Consider the following 16,347-nt stretch of genomic DNA (forward strand, 5'->3'; position numbering starts at 1 on the left):
CTGATCTTTCGGCACAGAAGCTGCAATGGCGGGGTGGAACCTTCATTCGCCCGAGAGCGCTGTATGCCTTCATTGCCTGAATCTGCCGTTTATCCCCTGCATACCCCGGCCGCCCATGTGATCCGCGATGGCGCCGAAGCGTTGATCGTGGCCCGGCGCGTGGCTGCCGTCCTGCTGGAGCAGGACGCCGAGCGCGACCGCACTCGTGAGGTGCCGTCGCAGGTGGTCGACCTGTATTCCAACAGTGGCCTGTGGGGCATCAGCGTGCCCCGGGAATATGGCGGTGCCCAGGTGTCCTACGCGGTGCTGGCCGAGGTGATCGCCATCATTTCCGCCGCCGATCCGTCCCTGGGGCAGATCCCGCAGAATCACTACTGCCTGCTGGAAGACATCCGCCTGCAAGGCACCCCGGAGCAGCAGGCGCACTTTTTCGCCCTGGCCCTGCAAGGCCACCGTTTTGCCAATGCGCTGTCGGAAACCGGCGGCAAGAACGTTCAGGACATTCAGGCCAGCATCCGTCGCTCAGGTGAGGGTTATGTGATCAACGGCCGCAAGGGTTACTGCACCGGTTCGCTGTACGCCCACTGGCTGGCGGTGCTCGCCCTGGACGAGCAGGGCCGCGGGCAACTGGCCTTTGTGCCCCGGGGCAGCGAAGGGCTGGTGGTGATCGATGACTGGGACAGCATCGGCCAGCGCACCACGTCCAGCGGCACGGTGCTGGCGCAAAACCTGCTGGTGCCGGCCTTCAACCTGTTCCCCACCTATCGCTCCTATGAAAGCCCGACCCTGGCCGGGCCCTTCGCCCAGCTGACCACGGCGGCCATCGACGCCGGCATCGCCCGGGCGGCGTTACGGGACACCATCGCCTTTGTTCGTCAGCACGCCCGGCCGTGGATCGACGCCGGGGTGGAAAAGGCCAGTGAAGATCCACTGACCATCATCCAGGTGGGGGCCCTGGAGATCCGCCTGGAGGCCGCCGAAGCCCTGCTGGAGCGGGCCGGCCTGGCCCTGGATGCGGCGCGTCCGGCACCTGATGAAAACAGTGTCGCCCGGGCGTCCCTGGCGGTGGCCAAGGCCAAGGTGCTGACCACCGAGATCGCCATCGAGGCCAGCAACAAGCTGTTCGAGTTGGGTGGCACCCGCTCGACCCTCAAGCGCCACAACTTCGACCGCCACTGGCGCAATGCCCGGGTGCACACCCTGCACGACCCGGTGCGCTGGAAGTACCACGTGGTGGGCAACTGGCTGCTCAACGACATCAAGCCACCGCGCCACGATTGGTCCTGATGCCATGGCCGAGTGGTTCAAGAACATTTATTGGGCCGATATCGCCCAGGCCTGTCTCGACACCCTGAGCATGCTCGGTGCGGCCCTGGGCTTTACCGTGCTATTGGGGCTGCCGCTGGGGGTGCTGCTGTTTCTCACCAGCAAGCGCCAGTTGCATGAAGCCCAGGGCATCTATCGAGTGCTGTCGGTGCTGGTCAACGTGCTGCGTTCGTTGCCCTTCATCATCCTGCTGATCGTGCTGATTCCCCTGACCACCCTGCTGGTGGGCACCTCCCTCGGGGTGCCGGGCACCATCCCGCCGCTGGTGGTGGGCTGTACACCGTTCTTTGCCCGGCTGGTGGAAACCGCCCTGAGGGAGGTGGACCGTGGAGTGGTGGAGGCGACCCAGGCCATGGGCGGCAGCACCTGGCAGATCATCCGCCACACGTTGTTGCCCGAAGCCCGAGGCGGCCTGCTGGCAGCGGTCACGGTGACCGCCATCGTGCTGGTGGACTACACCGCCATGGCCGGGGTGATCGGCGCTGGCGGGCTGGGGGACCTGGCGATTCGCTACGGCTACCAGCGTTTCCAGACCGACGTGATGCTGGTCACCGTGGTCCTGCTGCTGGTGCTGGTGCAGGCCCTGCAGATGACCGGCGACCGCCTGGTGGCGCGCTACAGCCGACGTTGACCCGACGTATTCACAACCTGAAAAAAACCGGTCTCACGTGCGCCCCACGACGGCTCTCCGTATCTGCCTTAGGAGCAACTCCATGAAAAAGACCCTGGCCATGTTGGCCGCTGTGCTGTCCTTGAGCGTGCATGCCAACGAGAAGCTGGTGGTGGGCGCCACCCCGGTGCCCCACGCCGAGATCCTCGAATTCGTCAAACCCGAGCTGGCCAGGGAGGGCGTCGACCTGGACATCAAGGTCTTCACCGACTTCATCCAGCCCAACCAGCAATTGGCGTTGAAGAACCTCGACGCCAACTACTACCAGTACCGGCCGTTCCTCGACGACTTCAACAAGACCCGGCACACCGACCTGGTGCCGGTGGTGGGGGTGCACATCGAGCCCTTCGGTGCCTATTCCACCAGGATCAAGCACATTGCCGAGCTCAAGGACGGCGCCACGGTGTCGATTCCCAACGACCCGGTGAACACCGGTCGTGCCCTGGTGCTGCTGCATGAGGCGGGGCTGATCAAGCTCAAGGACCCGAGCAACACCCAGGCCACCCCGCGTGACATCGTCGACAACCCCAAGCACCTGAAGATCCGTGAACTGGAAGGCGCCTTGCTGGCTCGCTCGGTGAGCCAGGTGGACCTGGCGTTCGTATTCGCTAACTACGCCCTGGAAGCCGGGATCGACACCAACAGCGCCTTGATCGTAGAGAAGGGCAAGGACCTGTACATCGAGTTCCTGGTGGCCCGCCCGGACAACCGCAACGACCCGCGGGTTCAGAAACTGGCCAAGGCGCTGAACTCCGACGCTGTGCGCCAATTCATCCTGACCCGCTACAAAGGCCAGATCGCCCCCGGCTTCTGAGTACCTGCTCCCCTTGTGGAGCTGGCTTGCCAGCCAAGAGGCCCGTGAGTCCGCCTTCGCCGGCAAGCCGGCTCCTTGGAGGGAGGCCGGCTACGGGGTGTCGATGGTGGCGTCGGGCTCCAGCAGGCGGGCGCCCGGGCCGGCGTCTCCCAGGGCATCTCCGTGGTTGCGCAACGGACACCCTTCCAGGGACAGGCAGCCGCAACCAATGCACTGGTTCAGCCGCTCGCGCAGCAGGCTCAGTTGGCGGATGCGTTCGTCCAGTTCGCGGCTCCACTGTTCCGACAGACGCTGCCAGTCCGCGGCAGTGGGCGCGCGGTCGGCGGGCAGGGTCGCCAGGGCCTGGCCGATCTCTGCCAGGGGAATGCCCAGGCGCTGGGCCACCTTGATCAAGGACACTCGACGCAGCACCGAGCGCGGATAGCGCCGCTGGTTGCCGGCGTTGCGGTTGCTCTTGATCAGTCCTTTGCTTTCGTAGAAGTGCAGCGCGGTCACGGCCACGCCGCTGCGGGCCGAGAGCTGGCCCACCGTCAGTTCTTTGTGGAGGGCGTCGGGTTCGATCATTAAAGGGCACCAGGATGAAAAACAGGCTTGACCTTGACTTAACTAGAGGTTTTACCCTGCAGCGCATTCAATCGCAAGATTCTGTCCGACCGCTGTAAGGAGCCGTTCATGACCGCATTTGAGAGAAACCGCAGTTTCACCCAGTTGATCGAGTTCGAGATCGAACCGCACCAGCAGGAGGCTCTGGTGTCGGCCTTGTCCTTGCAGACCGAGCGTCTGGCCCAGGGCTATGGCGGCTTTCTCAGTGCCAGTGTGCAAGCCAGCGACGACGGTCGGCGGGTGCTCAATTACCTGCAATGGCAATCCCGGGAAGCCGGCGAGGCGGCCTTCGAGCGTTTCGAGAGCGGCGAGCAGGATTTCTGGCAGTTGATCCTGACCCATCAGGCCAAGACCGTGACCTTCGGTTCGTTCCAGGTGCTGAGCAGTATTGCCCGCAGCCAGGACAATGCCTTGCACTGCAAACTGCTCTAGATCGACAACTGCAGGGTGCGTTCGCTGTGGGCGTCCACCGGGCGCCGCTTGTTGACCGCCAGTTCGCCGATCTTGATCAGCCGGGTGCGGGTGACGTTGCGGCTCAGGCCCAACAGGTTGGCGGTGTGCACCTGGTTGTAGTGGCTGAAGCGATAGGCCGCCCGCAGCAGGGCGTCCTCGACCTTTTCATGCAAGGCGCCGGCCTGTTCGGCGAAGAGTTTCTGGAAGGCGCGGTCCAGCAGCGCTTCGGCTGAGTCGTCGTGGCTGGGATGGCTGTCGTCGGCACGCTCGATGCGCATGTTCGACAGGCGCAGGTCATCGCGCTCGATCACGCCGTCGCGGCAGATCAGCAGGGTGTGGTGGATGACGTTTTCCAGTTCGCGGATGTTGCCCGGCCAGCTGTAGCTCTTGAGTTTGTATTCGGCCTCTTTGCTGATGCTGATGCTGCCGTAGCCCAGGCGCTGGCTGTAGGCCTCGATGAAGTGCCGGGTCAGGGGCAGGATGTCGCCGGGGCGCTCGCGCAGCGGGCTCAGTTCCAGGCTGACCACGTCCAGGCGGTAATACAGGTCCTCGCGAAAGTGCCCGGCGTTGATGGCCTTTTCCAGTTGCACGTTGGTGGCGGCCAGGACCCGCACATCGATGGGGATGCTTTTGCGCGAGCCCAGGCGCACCACTTCGCGCTCCTGCAGCACCCGCAGCAGCTTGACCTGGATGGCCATGGGCAAATCGCCGATCTCGTCGAGGAACAGGGTGCCGCCGTCGGCCTCTTCGAACCAGCCGGCCTTGGCGCTGAGGGCGCCGGTGAAGGCGCCTTTTTCATGGCCGAACAGTTCGGCCTCCACCAGGGATTCGGAGAAGGCTCCGCAGTTCACCGCCACGAACGGCCGGTTGCGCCGGGCGCTGAGGTTGTGGATGTGGCGTGCCACCAGCTCCTTGCCGGTCCCGGTTTCACCGATGATCAGCACGCTGGCTTCACTGGGTGCCACCTGTTGCAGGTGCGCCAGCAGGGCCTGGGATTTCGGGTCCTCGAACACCTGGGCGGTGGCGCGGATCGAGGTCGCCAGGGCGGGCGAAGGGGGTAGGGTCAGCAGCTGCATCGGCACTCTCCGTGAACAAAAGGGCTAGGAGTAAAAAGTCGGGGTCGGCAGGGACTGGTTCAGTGCCCAGTCACCCAGCTCGTGAAGCTTGTAATCCAGCGGGTCGTGCAGGGTCTGGGTGCGCAGGTTGCGCCAATGGCGGTCCAGGCGCAGGGAGGCGTGGGTCGAGCGTGCGCCGGTGACTTCGAACAGCCGGCTGCACAGGTCCAGGCCCTGGCGGCTGGCGGCGACCTTGGCGGTGGCGATCGCCGTGGCCAGGTGCCCGCGCTCCTCGGCACTGAGGTTCGGGCCTTTGGCCCAGGCCTGGTCCAGCAGCCCGGCGGCCCGCTCCACCAGCAGGCGGATGCCTTCCAGGGCCACCCAGAACTCGCCGTAGTGGCTGAGGATGTAGGGGTCCTGGCGCACGTCCTGGGCGCTGGACTTATGCCAGACCCGGGTTTCGCTCAGGGTGTATTGCCGGGCTTCCTCGAAGGCGCCTTCGGCGATGCCGAGGAACATGTGGGTGAAGGTCAGTTGGGCGATCAGCGGGCGCAGGCAGGCGAACGGGGTGCTCAGCGGGCCCGGGTCCAGCAGCAGTTCCGACTCTTCCACCCTGACCCGTTCAAAGGTGGCGCTGCCGCTGTCGGTCTGGCGCTGGCCCATGTTGTTCCAGTCGTTGTGCAGGGTGATGCCGCTGCGGCCGCTGGGGATGGCGGCGATCAGCAATTTGCCGCCGTTGCTCTCATCCACCGCCGAGGCGATGAGCATTTCCGAATCGCTGGCCCCGGAGCAGAAGCTCTTCTTGCCGGAGAACTCGCGCCAGCCGCCGAGGTTCTTGACCAGGGTGCGGGTGTCCAGCGGGTTGAGGGCGTTGCCCCAGAACCAGTTCTTGCGCGCGGTCTGTTCGAACCAGGGTTGCCATTGTTCGGGCTTGGCGAACAGGCGCACGGTGGCCAGCATCAGGTGATGGAAGCCGAAGACGTGGGCGATGGAGCTGTCGACCCGAGCGAACTCGCGGACGATGTTCAGGGTTTCGCTCCAGGGCGCGCCGAGCCCGCCGAACTGGGTGGGGATGCTCAGGGCCAGCAGGCCACTGTGGCGCAGGGCATCACGCTCGGCTTTGGGGGTGCCGCCACGTTCATCGCGCTCGACGGCGGTGAGGGCAAACTCGGCGGCCAGTTGGCGAGCGGTCTGCAAGGGGGACAACAGGGCGCTTTGCGGTTTGGCAGTCACGCGGTGTTCCTCGTGGGTGGCCGTCGCGGCGGCCGGGAAAAGGTACTGCGAGCTGCAGGAGCTGGCTTGCCAGCGAAGAGGACCGGAAGATCGCCTTCGCCGGCAAGCTGGCTCCTACAACAGCTTTGGGGATTTCAGCGGCTGTTGGGCAACACGTCATTGGCGATCATTTCGCCGAACGGCCCGGTCAGGTTGGTCACACCGCGGCCGGCCAGGCTGGCATAGGGTTCCGGCAGCAGTGGGAACACCAGTTCGGCGAAGCGGTAGGCCTCTTCCAGGTGCGGGTAGCCGGAGAAGATGAAGCTCTCGATCCCCAGGTCGGCGTATTCCTTGATGCGCTCGGCCACTTGTTGCGGGTTGCCCACCAGGGCGGTGCCGGCGCCACCACGCACCAGGCCGACCCCGGCCCAGAGGTTGGGCGCGATCTGCAACTGATCGCGGCGACCGCCGTGCAAGGCGGCCATGCGCCGCTGGCCTTCGGAGTCAAAGCGCGCGAAGGATTGCTGGGCGGCGGCGATGGTGTCGTCACTGATGTGTTCGATCAGTTTGTCCGCTGCTTTCCAGGCTTCATCCTCGGTTTCGCGAACGATCACGTGCAAGCGAATGCCGAACTTCACCGTGCGGCCCTTGCGCGCAGCGCGTTCGCGCACGTCGGCCAGCTTTTGGGCTACCGCCGCCGGAGGCTCGCCCCAGGTCAGGTACACGTCCACCTGATCAGCAGCCAATTCGTGGGCGGCCTCGGAGGAGCCGCCGAAGTACAGCGGGGGATAGGGTTTCTGCACCGGTGGATACAGGGCCTTGGCGTTCTGCACATGCAGGTGCTTGCCCTCGAAGTCCACGGCTTCGCCTTGCAGCACCCGGCGCCAGATCTGCAGGAATTCGTCAGTCACTTCGTAGCGTTCGCTGTGGCTGAGGAAGCTGCCGTCGCCACGGTTCTCGTCCGGGTCGCCACCGGTGACCACATTGATCAGCAGGCGGCCGTTGGACAGCCGGTCCAGGGTGGCGGCCATGCGCGCGGAGACAGTGGGGGAGATGATCCCCGGGCGAATCGCCACCAGATAGCGCAGGCGCTCGGTCAGCGGCACCAGGGCCGAGGCGATGACCCAGGAGTCTTCGCAGGAGCGTCCGGTGGGAATCAGCACGCCGTGATAGCCCAGGCTGTCCGCAGCCTGGGCCACTTGCTTGAGGTAGTTGAGGGTGACCGGGCGGGCGCCCTGGGCAGTGCCCAGGAAGTGGCCGTCGCCGTGGGTCGGAAGAAACCAGAACACATCCATGACAGGTCCTTAAGCGATTTTCAGCAGGTTTTTCGGGTGAGCGCCAAACAGCGGCGCAGCCCGTTCGGCGGCCAGCTGGATGCGGGCTTTCAACAGTTCGCTGGTGATCTGGTAATGGCTGAAGTCGGCTTCGGTGGCGTACACGCCAATCGGCAGGGTCAGGGCCTGGAAGAAACTGAACAGCGGACGCAACTGGTGATCCAGCACCAGGGCGTGGCGCTCGCTGCCTCCGGTGGCGGCCAGCAGCACCGGGGTATCGATCAAGGCGTTCAGGTCGATGAGGTCGAACAGGTGCTTGAGCAGGCCAGGGTAGGAGCCGCGATAGACCGGGGCGGCAACGATCAACAGGTCGGCGTTTTCGATGGCCTGGAGCTCGGCCTCGACCTCGGCGGGCAGTTCCTGGCGCGACAGGGCTGCGCCTAGCGGACGGGCAATATCGCCCAGTTCGATGAGGTGGCTGTTGATCGGCAGGTGCCCGGACAGTTCGTCCAGCAGGGCCTGGGTCAGCACCAGGGTGCGGGACGGGCGCCAGGTTCCACCGGAGAGGGCAACGACTTTCAAGGGACGGGACATGATCGGTTCCTTTTTAAACAGTGGCTCTACGAGCAATGGCAGGTGTCCTGGATCGGGAGCAAGAGCTGTACCAACCCGTTAAAGCCTTGTATTACGGGGCTTTCCGGCGATCCGGTGCGGATTGGCTGCTGTTGCGCAGGCACTGTTTTGTTGATCGACTGTTGCCGGATGAACAGTTGCCAGGGCAACAGTTGGGCAACGCAATGCAGCTGTTATAAAGGCTTGCTGTTATTCCTCAAAAGAGCTTGTTTCCATATTTATAGGTCTTTATGGAATATAAGGAGTGACTGCCAAGGCCTTGGAACGGTCAATAGCGACTATCGAGCTGGATGATTTTTGCCAGTGCCGGTGCGGGAGTAGCCTTTGTTCATTGTTCGCAACCCGCTCCTGGTGCTCGCCATGAAGGCTTCCTCCGTTGTTCTGTCGATGTTGGTTTTTAGCGTGCTGGCCGGCTGCGCCAGCCCGGGCACTCCTGAGCTGCGTCCCTACACGGCCGAGGAAACCCGCGAACTGGCGCTGGAAGCCTTGAATCGCCGCGGCTTGTCGTTCGATGAGTACCAGCAGAAAAAGGCCGAGCTGCTTGGCCGTCCTGCGGCGTTCGATCACCAGGGCGAGATGAGCGCCCAGCGCAATATCAGTCGACACCATCCGGCCAGTTGAAGAGAACTGTACGGGTCGAAGTTTTGCGTAACTGTCCGTGGGTTTCAGGCAGGCCCTGAGTTAGGGTCGAGGCCTGATCGCCCTTGCCCAGGACCTTGCATTCATGACCCTTTCCGTTGACCTGCTGTTGGCGTTCGCCCTGTTTGCCCTGGTCACTTCCATCACGCCCGGCCCTAACAACACCATGTTGCTGGCCTCGGGGGTGAACTTCGGCTTCAACCGTTCCATTCCTCATATCCTGGGCATCAGCTGCGGTTTTTTCGTTCTGGTGCTGGCGGTTGGCCTGGGCCTGGGGGCGGTGTTCGAGGCCTATCCGTTGCTGTACAGCGTGCTGCGATATGTCGGAGCGGCGTACCTGCTGTACCTGGCGTGGAAGATCGCCCGTTCCGGGCCCATGTCCGAGGAGCAGCAGGGCCAGGGGCAACCTTTGGGGTATTGGGGGGCTGCGGCGTTCCAGTGGGTCAATCCCAAGGCCTGGGTGATGGCGGTGGGGGCCATCAGCACTTACACCCCGCTACAGGGTTATTTCACCAATGTGCTGGTGATCGCGGCGGTGTTCGCTTTGATCAACGCCCCTACGGTCAGCCTCTGGGCCGCGTGCGGCAGCTTGCTGCGTAACGTGCTGCGCAACCCTCGCTGGCTGCGCCTGTTCAATCTGGGAATGGCCGGATTGCTGGTGATTTCCCTTGCGCCCTTGCTGCTGGAAAACATCAGTTAAGCGGCGCTTCAACGCGTTGCCCCGAGCCTGTTAAGCTGCGTCCCAGGAGCGTTCCTACGCACTTTTAAACGAAGGTGTTCTTCTTTAACTGCATCCGATCGCGTATTGCTCAGTGCCCGCTGTTGACGCGCCGTTCTTGTACGGCGCGCTTGTGCATCATCTTCTCTGAGCCAATGCCGATCCTGGAACAAGCTCTGCGGGTCTTCAGTCATGAACAAACGTCCTCTTTATTTCGACTACGCCGCCACCACGCCGGTGGATGAGCGGGTCATCCAGGTCATGCTGGAATGTCTGGGTTTCAACGCCAATTTCGGCAACCCGGCGTCCAGTTCCCATGCTTTTGGCCAGGAGGCGCGGCGCAGTGTCGAGCGCGCCCGGCAGCAAGTCGCACAGTTGGTGGGGGCGCAGCCGGAGCAGATCGTCTGGACTTCCGGCGCCACCGAATCCAACAACCTGGCGCTCAAGGGCGTGATGCAGGCTCGGGGCCTGAGCGGTGGGCACATCATCACCAGCCAGATCGAACACAAGGCGGTGCTCGACACCGCCCGCCAGTTGCAGGAAGCCGGCGTGGCGGTGACCTATCTGGTGCCCGACGCCGACGGGTTGATCACCGCCCAGGCGGTCAGTGAAGCCTTGCGCGACGACACTTTTCTGGTGTCGTTGATGCTGGTCAACAACGAACTGGGCACCCTCAACGACATCCCGGCGATTGGTCAGGTGGTGCGTGAGCGAGGTGCGCTGCTGCATGTGGATGCGGCCCAGGGTGCCGGCAAGGTGGCGATTGATCTTGGGCACTGGCCGGTGGACCTGATGTCGTTCTCCGCGCACAAATTGTATGGCCCCAAGGGCATCGGCGCGCTGTATGTCGGGCCGCGGGCGCAGCAGCGGCTGCTGGCGCAGATTCATGGCGGCGGTCACGAAGGCGGATTGCGTTCCGGGACCCTGGCCACCCATCAGATCGCCGCCATGGGCGCGGCCTTTGCCCTGGCGGGTGAGTTGTTCGAGGAAGAAACCGCGGCCATCGTCCGTCTGCGCCAGCGACTGCTGGAGCAACTGGCGGGCATTGCCGGCCTGCGCTTGAATGGCAGTGTCAGCCAGCGCATTCCCCATACCTTGAGCCTGACTTTCAGCGAGGGGGGCTTCGATTCGGCAGCTCTGAGTGCGTCCCTGGCGTTTTCCGCGACCTCGGCCTGCAATTCGGCAAGCAATGCGCCTTCCCATGTGCTGCTGGCATTGGGGCACGATGCATTGCAGGCCAGTCGCACCATTCGCTTGAGCCTCGGGCGTTTTACCACCGAGGAGGATGTGGATCGCGCCGCACAATTGATCAAGGCGTCATGCGCCACTGCTCCGGCGTTCTGGGCCGGAGCCCAGTCTTGAAGGTCGAGTGATCTCGATCTTCCATAACAATGAATAAGCCGGTTAAGGAGACACAATGAGTACCCAGCCTTCGACCCAGGGAGTGGTCCCCCAGCGCTTGGCGCACGTCCGTCAGTTGATGAGCCGCGAGGGCATTCATGCCTTGTTGGTGCCGTCGGCCGACCCGCATCTGTCGGAATACCTGCCGGGTTACTGGCAGGGGCGCCAGTGGCTGTCGGGCTTCCATGGCTCGGTGGGCACGCTGATCGTGACCGCGGATTTTGCCGGGGTCTGGGCCGACAGCCGTTACTGGGAACAGGCCAGCAAGGAGCTCAAGGGCAGTGGTATCGAACTGGTGAAGTTGCAGCCGGGCCAGCCTGGCCCCCTGGACTGGCTGGCGGAGCAGACTCCGCAAGGCGCGGTGGTGGCGGTAGATGGCGCGGTGATGGCTGTGGCCTCGGCCCGCACCCTGAGCGCCAAGTTGCAGGAGCGCGGAGCCCGTCTGCGGACCGACATCGATCTGCTTCAGGAAGTGTGGAGTGATCGTCCCGCGTTGCCGGATCAGCCGGTGTATCAACACGTGCCGCCGCAGGCGACGCAGAGCCGGGTGGAGAAGCTCGGCAAGCTGCGGGAAACCCTGAAGGAGCGTGGCGCGGATTGGCATTTCATCGCCACCCTCGACGATATCGCCTGGCTGTTCAACCTGCGGGGGGCGGACGTTTCGTTCAACCCGGTGTTTGTGTCCTTCGCCTTGATCAGCCAGCAGCAGGCCACTTTGTTCGTGGCCTTGAGCAAGGTCGATGACCCGCTGCGTGGGGTGCTGGAGGCGGATGGCGTGAGCCTGCGGGACTATTCGGAAGTGGCGGCGGCGCTGCGCGCAGTGCCTGAAGACGCGACCTTGCAGATTGATCCGGCACGGGTCACCAGCGGCCTGCTGGACAATCTGCTTCCCGGGGTGAAGCTGCTGGAAGGGCTCAATCCCACTACCTTGTCCAAGTCGCGCAAGAGCCTGGCGGACGCCGAGCACATTCGTCAGGCCATGGAGCAGGACGGCGCGGCCCTCTGTGAGTTCTTCGCCTGGTTGGAGAGTGCCCTGGGGCGTGAACGAGTCACCGAGCTGACCATTGATGAACACCTGACCGCCGCCCGTGAGCGGCGTCCGGGTTATGTCTCCCTGAGTTTCAATACCATTGCCGCATTCAATGCCAATGGGGCGATGCCTCATTACCACGCCACGCCTGAAGAACACGCGGTGATCGAGGGCGATGGCCTGTTGCTGATCGACTCCGGCGGCCAGTACCTGGGCGGCACCACCGATATCACCCGCATGGTGCCGATCGGTACACCAAGTGCCGAGCAGAAGCGCGATTGCACCCGAGTGCTCAAGGGGGTTATCGCCTTGTCCCGGGCGCAGTTCCCTCGGGGCATTCTTTCGCCGCTGCTGGATGCCATCGCTCGTGCGCCGATCTGGGCCGAAGGCGTGGATTACGGACATGGCACCGGGCATGGTGTCGGCTACTTCCTGAATGTGCATGAGGGGCCGCAGGTGATTGCCTATCAGGCCGCACCGGCGCCGCAAACCGCGATGCAGCCGGGGATGATTACTTCCATCGAACCGGGGACTTATCGTCCCGGGCGTTGGGGGGTGCGGATCGAGAATCTGGTCTTGAACCGTGAGGCAGGTACGACCGAGTTTGGTGAGTTCCTGAAGTTTGAAACCCTGACGTTGTGCCCGATCGACAGCCGTTGCCTGGAACCGTCGTTGCTGACTCAGGATGAGCGCGAGTGGCTCAACGCTTATCACGGTGATGTTCGCCGGCGCCTTAGTCCGCTGTTGCAAGGGGCGGCGCTGGAGTGGTTGCAGGCGCGCACTGCGGCGATCTGATGCAAGGCCTCACCCGCGCAACGCGGGTGAGGTGGCTGCGGCGACTCAAGCGTCGCCGCAGATGCTGGTGGTCACTTGCTCAAGGCTTCCCGGACGAAGTCGAGCCGATCCTGACCGAAAAACAATTCCTCACCCACGAACATGCTGGGAGCACCGAATACTCCCCGCTGCAAGGCCTGTTCGGTGTTGTTCCTGAGAGCGGTCTTGACGTCCTCGGCATTGCTCAGGTCGAGGATCTGCTGTGGGTCGAAACCGCCTTGTTCCAGGACCTGGGCGACGCTGGCGGCGTCGTTGAGGTTGCGTTTGTCGACCCAGAGTGCGCGGAACAGGCAGTCGATGAAATCGATGAAGCGTTCCGGTAAATGCATCTGCACTCCGGTCGTGGCGCGCATCAGCAGCAGGGTGTTGATGGGGAAGTGCGGGTTGAAATTGAGCTCCACCTGATAGCGCTGGGCGAAGCGCGCCAGGTCCTGCAGCATGTAGCGGCCTTTGGCGGGGACGCTGATGGGGGATGCGTTGCCGGTGGTCTTGAAGACGCCGCCCAGCAGCATGGGTTGGTACACCAGTTGGCTGCCGGTCTGGGCACAGATCTTCGGCAGTTGGGTGTAGGCCAGGTATGAAGTCGGGCTGCCCAGGTCGAAGAAGAACTCCACCTTTTTATTCATGATGCAGATTCCCTGATTGTTGTTATGGAAGGGGATTACCAGCGTTCGTTCCAGGGACGCAGGTCCAGTTCGAAGGTCCAGGCATCACGGGGCTGGCTGTGCAGGTACCAGTAGTTCTCGGCGATATGCTCGGGGTTGAGGATGCCGTCCTGATCCTTGAGGGCATATTTCTCGGGAAAGCTGGTGCGGATGAAGTCGGTGTCGATGGCGCCGTCGACGATGATGTGGCCGACGTGGATGTTCAAGGGCCCCAGCTCCCGGGCCATGCTCTGGGCCAGGGCGCGGATACCGTGCTTGGCGCCGGCAAAGGCGGCAAAGCCCGCAGCGCCGCGGACCCCGGCGGTAGCGCCGGTGAACAGGATGGTGCCGCGCTTGCGGGTGACCATGCGCTTGGCCACCTCGCGGGCATTGAGGAAGCCCGAAAAACAGGCCATCTCCCAGATCTTGAAGTATTTGCGTGCGGTTTCCTCAAGGATGCTGCAGGGCACGTTGGCGCCGATGTTGAAGACGAAGGCTTCGATCGGACCGATCTGGGTTTCGATTTGTTCGATCAGTGCCACCACGTCTTCTTCTTTACGCGCATCGCAGGCAAAACCATGGGCTTGGCTACCGGTTTGCTGGATGGCCTCCACCAGCGGCTGCAGTTTGTCCGCGCTGCGTCGGGTCACGCAGGCAGTAAAGCCTTCTGCGGCGAAACGCTTGGCAATGGCACCACCGGTGGCATCACCGGCACCGACCACCAGTACGACTTTGTTCTTGTTCGAGGCTGTAGTCATGGGAGGCTCGCTATTGGGTAAACGATCGTTAACTAAACGAACGTTATGCTATGATTTTTCTGTCGTCAAGCGAGCAGGGGAGTCCATCAGGAATGCGTTATTCAGTCGGCCATAAGCAGGAAACCCGTGAACGCCTACTGCAGAGCAGTGCCACCCAGGCCAAGAACAACGGTTTTTCTACTGTCGGTGTAGATGCGTTGATGAAGGCCATCGGCCTCAGTGGCGGGGCTTTTTATACGCACTTCACGTCCAAGGACGAGTTGTTCGGTTCCATCGTCGAGCGCGAGTTGAGCCAGAGCCTGGAGCGCCTGGGCGGGGAGGGGCGGCAGAATCAGGCAAAGCTGCGGCGCTGTCTGAAGCAGTATTTGAGTGTGGCGCATCTGCAGCAGCCGGGAGCGGGCTGTGCGTTGCCAGCGTTGGGTGCGGAGATTGCTCGGGGCAGTGTCGAAGTCCGACAGGAGGCGCAAGACTGGATCTGCCGTTTGCATCAGGCTTGGGCGCAGACTTTAGGTAGCGAAAGCCTGGCCTGGTCGATTCTGTCGCAGTGTGTCGGCGCGTTGGTGGTGGCGCGAATGCTGGTGAGCCCGAGTATCCAGCAGCAGGTGCTGGCGTCGAGCCATGAACAGATCATTGGGCAGCTGGAAGGGCTGCCCGAAGATTGAACGGTGCCACTATTTGCAGATGATGATCATGCTGCGGCTGGTGTAACCGGCTGGGTTCAGGCCGAAGGGGTAATCCCCCGGGTCCTCCACGGCATCACCAGATTTGGCGATCACCTTGTAGCCTTTGGGGCCGCAGGACTGGGTGGCCTTGGTGTAGCACTTGTCCCAGGAAGAAGACAAACCCGAGCAGTTGATGTGGAGTCCTTTCTTACCCCGTTTGACTTCGGTTTTCGCGGTCGCAGCGCAGCCTGCAATGGCAAGTACGGCCAACATTATCAAAAATCGTTTCATCCCCGTCCTTATCGCTAGCCCCGGATCTAACGCCCGAGTGTGACTGCATTAGCTATGGTCTTTTGCGTTTGCGATATCCCTGTCTGACAACTCCATGGCTGACGTTGAGTAGCCGACTAAACATGGCCTAATTGAACGGCAATTACCAGAGTTGAATCTCAATCAACCGCAACTAATGGTTTGGACTCGCGGCGCATGGTCAGGGTTGCCCCTACGGAAGCAAGGATGATGCAGGCGATGGCCATCCATTGCGCGAGGGAAAGGTATTCGTGCAGGAATAGCAGGCCGGAAAGTGCACCGAAAGCGGGTTCGATACTCATCAGGGTGCCAAAGGTGCGCGCGGGCATGCGAGTCAGGGCGACCATCTCCAGGCTATAGGGAAGCGCGGTAGACAAGATGGCCACGCCCAGGGCTACGGGGATCAAGGAAGGTGTGAGTAGTGCGGCGCCGGCGTGGACGATGCCAATAGGAGCGACGAAGAGTGCCGCGATCATGACTCCCAGGGCTGCGGTCTGGATACCGTTTTCGGCCCCGGCCTTTTGCCCGAACAGGATGTACAGTGCCCAGCAGACTCCAGCCCCGAGTGCGTAGCCTGCGCCCACTAGGTCGATGGCGGTTTCGGTAGCTCCAGTGGGAATCAGCAGTAGCAGTCCGACGATGGCCAGGGCGATCCACAGGAAGTCGATAGCCTTGCGTGAGGCGTAGATGGCCACCGCCAATGGGCCGGTGAACTCCAGAGCGACAGCGATTCCCAGGGGCACGCTTCTCAGGGACATATAGAAGAGGAAGTTCATCCCGCCCAGGGCCATGCCGTAGACAATCACGGTGCGCAGCGTGTTGGCGGTGAACTTGGCGCGCCAGGGCCTTAATAGAAGCAGCATGATGATGCTGGCGAAGATCAGGCGCAGGGTGGTCGTGCCTTGGGCGCCAACGACGGGGAACATGCTCTTGGCCAGGGAGGCGCCTGATTGAATCGAGGCCATGGCAATGAGCAGTAACCCCACCGGAAACAAGGTCGAGGCAAGGCTGCGCGGTTGGTCGTTCATGCGGAGAGTCATCCAGAGTCTGAGGGGGGGAGCACGTGGGTCATGATGCTTAACTAATGCTCGATGAGCAATATAGTGCGCAAAGTCTTTTTTGCGCCCCTATATAGAAGCTGTCGGCAGGGCTTTTCGCGTTGAATCATAGAAAATGCAAATTAAGTGTTGACGGCAGATTCTACAGGTCTATAATTCGCCCCACTTCCGGCGCAGTCGAAACGGAAAACTCCTTGAAATTCAAAGAGTTACGCGGTTTTCGGCAGCGGTTACGCTTCAGTTCATCGAAGCCA

The 16,347-nt window shown here is 62.6% G+C and carries 18 protein-coding genes; 9 read left to right on the forward strand and 9 right to left on the reverse strand.

Annotation, left to right across the window (positions count from 1 at the left end; genetic code table 11):
* Positions 1-63 precede the first annotated feature (63 nt).
* From Q8O96_RS10275 to Q8O96_RS10285, 3 genes are all read left to right on the forward strand, one after another.
* The gene (locus tag Q8O96_RS10275; protein ID WP_305948746.1) at positions 64-1,287 is read left to right on the forward strand and encodes an SfnB family sulfur acquisition oxidoreductase; all 1,224 of its coding nucleotides are present in this window, start codon (positions 64-66) and stop codon (positions 1,285-1,287) included.
* Positions 1,288-1,291: 4 nt separating this feature from the next.
* The gene (locus Q8O96_RS10280; protein ID WP_102860970.1) at positions 1,292-1,957 is read left to right on the forward strand and encodes a methionine ABC transporter permease; all 666 of its coding nucleotides are present in this window, start codon (positions 1,292-1,294) and stop codon (positions 1,955-1,957) included.
* Positions 1,958-2,039: 82 nt separating this feature from the next.
* Positions 2,040-2,810 carry a MetQ/NlpA family ABC transporter substrate-binding protein gene (locus Q8O96_RS10285; RefSeq protein ID WP_115580601.1) on the forward strand — a complete coding sequence of 257 codons (771 nt, stop codon included), beginning with the start codon at positions 2,040-2,042 and terminating at the stop codon, positions 2,808-2,810.
* Between the two features lie 90 nt (positions 2,811-2,900).
* On the opposite strand, the gene soxR is transcribed toward Q8O96_RS10285, so the two are convergent.
* Complete coding sequence (gene soxR / locus Q8O96_RS10290; protein WP_102860972.1) at positions 2,901-3,374, reverse strand: redox-sensitive transcriptional activator SoxR; 474 nt, start codon at positions 3,372-3,374, stop codon at positions 2,901-2,903.
* Between the two features lie 108 nt (positions 3,375-3,482).
* Here soxR and Q8O96_RS10295 point away from each other — a divergent pair, with 108 nt between their 5' ends.
* A complete protein-coding gene (locus Q8O96_RS10295; RefSeq protein ID WP_102860973.1) occupies positions 3,483-3,845 on the forward strand; it encodes an antibiotic biosynthesis monooxygenase in 363 nt (120 codons plus the stop codon).
* On the opposite strand, the gene Q8O96_RS10300 is transcribed toward Q8O96_RS10295, so the two are convergent.
* The 4 genes from Q8O96_RS10300 to msuE form a co-directional block, all read right to left on the reverse strand.
* Positions 3,842-4,942: a sigma-54-dependent Fis family transcriptional regulator gene (locus Q8O96_RS10300; protein ID WP_305948747.1), complete on the reverse strand. Its 1,101-nt coding sequence runs from the start codon at positions 4,940-4,942 to the stop codon at positions 3,842-3,844. The genes Q8O96_RS10295 and Q8O96_RS10300 overlap by 4 nt on opposite strands.
* Before the next feature lie 24 nt (positions 4,943-4,966).
* A complete protein-coding gene (locus Q8O96_RS10305; protein WP_110597227.1) occupies positions 4,967-6,154 on the reverse strand; it encodes an acyl-CoA dehydrogenase family protein in 1,188 nt (395 codons plus the stop codon).
* Positions 6,155-6,288: 134 nt separating this feature from the next.
* Entirely contained in the window at positions 6,289-7,428 is a 1,140-nt protein-coding gene (gene ssuD / locus Q8O96_RS10310) for an FMNH2-dependent alkanesulfonate monooxygenase (RefSeq protein WP_102880373.1), read from the reverse strand.
* Between the two features lie 9 nt (positions 7,429-7,437).
* Positions 7,438-8,001 carry an FMN reductase gene (msuE, locus tag Q8O96_RS10315; protein WP_250329397.1) on the reverse strand — a complete coding sequence of 188 codons (564 nt, stop codon included), beginning with the start codon at positions 7,999-8,001 and terminating at the stop codon, positions 7,438-7,440.
* A gap of 399 nt (positions 8,002-8,400) precedes the next feature.
* Here msuE and Q8O96_RS10320 point away from each other — a divergent pair, with 399 nt between their 5' ends.
* The 4 genes from Q8O96_RS10320 to Q8O96_RS10335 all read left to right on the forward strand — a co-directional run bounded on the left by Q8O96_RS10320 (position 8,401) and on the right by Q8O96_RS10335 (position 12,623).
* Complete coding sequence (locus Q8O96_RS10320) at positions 8,401-8,661, forward strand: hypothetical protein (RefSeq protein WP_102861010.1); 261 nt, start codon at positions 8,401-8,403, stop codon at positions 8,659-8,661.
* Between the two features lie 103 nt (positions 8,662-8,764).
* Positions 8,765-9,379, forward strand: coding sequence for a LysE family translocator (locus Q8O96_RS10325; protein WP_102860979.1), 615 nt, complete (start codon positions 8,765-8,767; stop codon positions 9,377-9,379).
* A 210-nt stretch (positions 9,380-9,589) separates the two neighbouring features.
* A complete protein-coding gene (locus Q8O96_RS10330; protein ID WP_102860980.1) occupies positions 9,590-10,759 on the forward strand; it encodes a cysteine desulfurase family protein in 1,170 nt (389 codons plus the stop codon).
* A gap of 55 nt (positions 10,760-10,814) precedes the next feature.
* On the forward strand, positions 10,815-12,623 hold the full coding sequence (locus tag Q8O96_RS10335; protein ID WP_102860981.1) for an aminopeptidase P family protein: 1,809 nt from the start codon (positions 10,815-10,817) through the stop codon (positions 12,621-12,623).
* A gap of 71 nt (positions 12,624-12,694) precedes the next feature.
* Here the strand turns inward: Q8O96_RS10335 and Q8O96_RS10340 are convergent, their stop codons facing one another.
* Positions 12,695-13,288 carry a 2-hydroxychromene-2-carboxylate isomerase gene (locus tag Q8O96_RS10340; RefSeq protein ID WP_102860982.1) on the reverse strand — a complete coding sequence of 198 codons (594 nt, stop codon included), beginning with the start codon at positions 13,286-13,288 and terminating at the stop codon, positions 12,695-12,697.
* Positions 13,289-13,323: 35 nt separating this feature from the next.
* The gene (locus tag Q8O96_RS10345) at positions 13,324-14,064 is read right to left on the reverse strand and encodes an SDR family oxidoreductase (protein ID WP_102860983.1); all 741 of its coding nucleotides are present in this window, start codon (positions 14,062-14,064) and stop codon (positions 13,324-13,326) included.
* Between the two features lie 92 nt (positions 14,065-14,156).
* Here Q8O96_RS10345 and Q8O96_RS10350 point away from each other — a divergent pair, with 92 nt between their 5' ends.
* On the forward strand, positions 14,157-14,726 hold the full coding sequence (locus Q8O96_RS10350) for a TetR/AcrR family transcriptional regulator (protein WP_102880367.1): 570 nt from the start codon (positions 14,157-14,159) through the stop codon (positions 14,724-14,726).
* A 9-nt stretch (positions 14,727-14,735) separates the two neighbouring features.
* On the opposite strand, the gene Q8O96_RS10355 is transcribed toward Q8O96_RS10350, so the two are convergent.
* Both Q8O96_RS10355 and rhtA read right to left on the reverse strand, forming a co-directional pair.
* Positions 14,736-15,017, reverse strand: coding sequence for a hypothetical protein (locus Q8O96_RS10355; RefSeq protein ID WP_102880366.1), 282 nt, complete (start codon positions 15,015-15,017; stop codon positions 14,736-14,738).
* Between the two features lie 158 nt (positions 15,018-15,175).
* The gene (gene rhtA / locus Q8O96_RS10360; RefSeq protein ID WP_102860986.1) at positions 15,176-16,063 is read right to left on the reverse strand and encodes a threonine/homoserine exporter RhtA; all 888 of its coding nucleotides are present in this window, start codon (positions 16,061-16,063) and stop codon (positions 15,176-15,178) included.
* Positions 16,064-16,347 lie beyond the last annotated feature (284 nt).

The organism is Pseudomonas sp. LPH60 (assembly GCF_030718165.1).
In the GTDB taxonomy this organism is placed as follows: domain Bacteria; phylum Pseudomonadota; class Gammaproteobacteria; order Pseudomonadales; family Pseudomonadaceae; genus Aquipseudomonas; species Aquipseudomonas danubii.